Genomic DNA, 3,219 nt, shown 5'->3' with positions numbered 1-3,219 from the left:
GAAGAAGAGCCCGGGCTACTTCAACCAGCAGCGCACCACGCTGGCGGGGCTCATGGACGGCAGCGACCGCATGAGCCTGGAGGAACGGCGCATGTGGGGCCAGATGCGGATGGACCCGCGCGACATCCTCGACGTCAGCGGATCGACCTACACCTATCTGATCAACGGCCATGGGCCGCAGGAGAACTGGACCGGCCTGTTCCGGCCCGGCGAGCGGGTGCGGCTGCGCATCATCAACGCCTCGGCCATGTCCATCTTCAACGTTCGCATCCCGGGCTTGCCGATGACCGTGGTGCAGGCCGACGGCGAGAACGTGCGCCCGGTCGAGACGGACGAGTTCCAGATTTCAGTCGCCGAGACCTACGACGTCATCGTCCAGCCGACCGAGGACCGCGCCTACACCATCGTCTCCGAAGCCATCGACCGGTCCGGGATGGGCCGGGCAACCCTGGCGCCGCGCCTGGGCATGACCGCCGAGGTCCCTCCCCTGCGCGAGGTCCCGAACCTCACCATGCGCGACATGGGCATGGGCGGAATGGATCACGGCGCGATGGGCGACATGTCCGGTATGGACCATGACGCGATGTCCGGCATGGACCACGCCGCTCCGACCCAGAACGCGCCCGCAGCCGGCGAGATGGCCGGGATGTCCATGTCGGGCATGAACATGCGCGATCCCGAGAACGCTCCGCCCGACATGGCGGTGGGCGTCGGCGTCGATGCGATCGCCATGGACCCCGCCAACCGTCTGGGTGAGCGTCCGATCGGTCTCACGACCGTCGATCATCGCGTCCTCGTCTACACCGACCTGGTGTCGCTCCAGCCGAACAAGGACCCGCGCCCCCCGTCTCGGACGATGGAGATCCACCTGACCGGCAACATGGAGCGGTTCATGTGGGGCTTCGACGGCCGAAAGTTCAGCGAACTGGTCGAACCGATCCGCTTCGAGCGCAACGAGCGGGTGCGGGTGACCCTGGTCAACGACACCATGATGGCCCACCCGATCCATCTGCATGGTCATTTCTTTGAACTGGTGACCGGCGGACCGGCCGGGCACCAGCCCCTCAAGCACACGGTCAACGTCGCGCCCGGCGGCAAGGTGACCTTCGATCTGACCGCCGACGCGCCCGGTGATTGGGCCTTCCACTGCCACATGCTGATGCACATGCACGCCGGCATGTTCAATGTTGTGACGGTGCGGCCCATGGACGGAGCTGCGTCATGAACCGCCTCGCCGTCGCCCTCGCCCCGCTGGTGCTCGCCGCCAGCGCCTTCAGCGCCCAGGCCCAGGACCCTCACGCGGGCCACACGATGCCGGCGACCGCGGCGCCGACGCGCCCCGCGCCAGCACCGCGGCCCACGCCACAGGCGCCGGCCCGACCGGCGCAGGATCCGCACGCCGGTCACGTCATGCCGCCCGCGCAGACGCCGCCCGCCGCGGATCCGCATGCAGGCCACCAGATGCCGGCGCAGCCCGCGCCCGTAGACCCGCACGCGGGACACCAGATGCCGGCGGCGACGCCCGGCCAGGCTGATCCGCACGCGGGCCACGACATGTCGGCCATGTCGCCCGCGCAGACCGACCCTCACGCCGGGCATGACATGTCGACCATGAGCATGGGGCCGCCCGATGTGGCGACCAGCTCCGACAATCCCGGCCGTCCTCCGGAGGACCCGCTCCCGGCCGCCGCCTTGGCCGGCCCTGCCCACGCCGCCGATCTCGTCTTCGGCGCCGAGGCCATGGCCGCCTCTCGCCGGACCCTGATTCACGAAAACGGCGACGTCCGCACCACGGCCGTCATTCTCGATCGCCTCGAAGCCGGCTTCGGCGACGACGGCGAGACCTACCTCTGGGACGTCCAGGGCTGGACGGGCGGCGACATCAATCGCTTCTGGTGGAAGTCCGAGGGCGAAGGCGACTTCGGCGGCGAGCTCGAGGAGGCTGAAGTCCAGGCGCTCTACAGCCGCGCGGTCACGCCCTTCTGGGACGTTCAGGCCGGCGTGCGTCAGGACTCCCGGCCCGACGGCGAGGACACCACGCATCTGGTCCTCGGCCTGCAGGGCCTGGCGCCCCATTGGTGGGAAGTCGACGCCGCCGCCTTCCTGTCGACCGACGGCGACCTGACCGCCCGCGTCGAGGCCGAATACGACCAGCGCATCACCCAGCGCCTGATCCTTCAGCCCCGCCTCGAAATCGACGCTTCAGCCAGCGACATTCCGGAACTGGAGATCGGTTCGGGCCTGTCCTCGATCGAGGCGGGCCTGCGACTGCGCTACGAATTCCGCAAGGAGTTCGCCCCCTATGTCGGCATCGAGTGGAGCCGCGCGTTCGGCGATACCGCCGATTACATCGAGGCCCGAGGCGGCGAGACCGACGACACCCGCTTCGTCGTCGGCCTCAAGGCCTGGTTCTAACCGAAGGAGACCACCCCATGATGATCCGCACTCTCGTTGTCACCGCCGCCCTCGCGTTCGCCGGCACCGCCGCCGCCCAGGACCCGCATGCGGGTCACGCTATGCCGGCCCAGGCCGCAGCGCCCCAATCCGGCATCACGACCGTTCCTGCGAATGGCGCGATGACCCAGGGTTCGCCCGAGCGGTTCAGCGTCACCTTCCCCCACGCCATGGTCCTCAAGACCGTCGCCCTCTCCGCCGAGGGGCAGGCTCCGGTCGACGTCACTGTCCCCGCCGCGCCGGCCGCCGCCACCGTCGGCGTGGCTCTTCCGCGCCTCGCGCCGGGCAACTACACGGCCGCCTGGACCGCCGAAGGCCCGGACGGCCACAAGATGTCCGGCTCCGTCAGCTTCATGGTTCACTAGGAGAACGACGATGAGGGTTTCCAACCTGCTGGCCGCCGCCGGCGCGATCCTGACCCTGAGCGCGGGCGCGGCTCTGGCGGCCGAAGGCTGCGATTGTTGCAAGGACATGGCTGCGGACGCGGCTATGACGTGCTGCGACGAGATGCAGAATGATGCGTCTTCGGCTCCCGCTCATTCACTGGCACCTGACAGCGCGCCTGCGAGGCCTTCGTCAGAGGCCGTGAACCACAATCAGCAGCGTTCACCAACCTAAGCGACACTTCTACGATTTCGGCAGGAACTCTCCGCCCAACCGCCGACGACCATCGGTCGAGCGCGCTAAGGTCGAGGCTGCAATGCCCCAGAACAAACTTTGGCTCACACCGGAAAGCGGACGCTCCCGGAGTCGCCAAAGAGTCAG

At 68.6% G+C, this 3,219-nt stretch carries 3 protein-coding genes; all 3 read left to right on the top strand.

From position 1 onward, the window contains the following. A partial coding sequence (locus VGE03_RS15350) for a copper resistance system multicopper oxidase (protein ID WP_331047347.1) occupies positions 1–1,225 on the top strand: 1,225 nt, incomplete at its 5' end. Further along, positions 1,222–2,415, top strand: a complete 1,194-nt coding sequence (locus VGE03_RS15345; protein WP_331047346.1) for a copper resistance protein B — start codon at positions 1,222–1,224, stop codon at positions 2,413–2,415. The genes VGE03_RS15350 and VGE03_RS15345, both read left to right, overlap by 4 nt. Before the next feature lie 17 nt (positions 2,416–2,432). Beyond that, positions 2,433–2,819, top strand: coding sequence for a copper resistance protein CopC (locus VGE03_RS15340; protein WP_288757103.1), 387 nt, complete (start codon positions 2,433–2,435; stop codon positions 2,817–2,819). The last annotated feature ends 400 nt before the right edge of the window (positions 2,820–3,219 follow it).

This window comes from Brevundimonas sp., from assembly GCF_036400995.1.
Lineage (GTDB): Bacteria > Pseudomonadota > Alphaproteobacteria > Caulobacterales > Caulobacteraceae > Brevundimonas.
The sequence above is the reverse complement of the archived record's forward strand: the minus strand, read 5'-3'. Positions and strand labels throughout refer to the sequence as shown.

Coding starts and splice junctions, on each gene's coding strand:
- VGE03_RS15345 (WP_331047346.1), top strand. CDS start 1,222: ATGAACCGCCTCGCCGTCGCCCTCGCCCCGCTGGTGCTCGCCGCCAGC.
- VGE03_RS15340 (WP_288757103.1), top strand. CDS start 2,433: ATGATGATCCGCACTCTCGTTGTCACCGCCGCCCTCGCGTTCGCCGGC.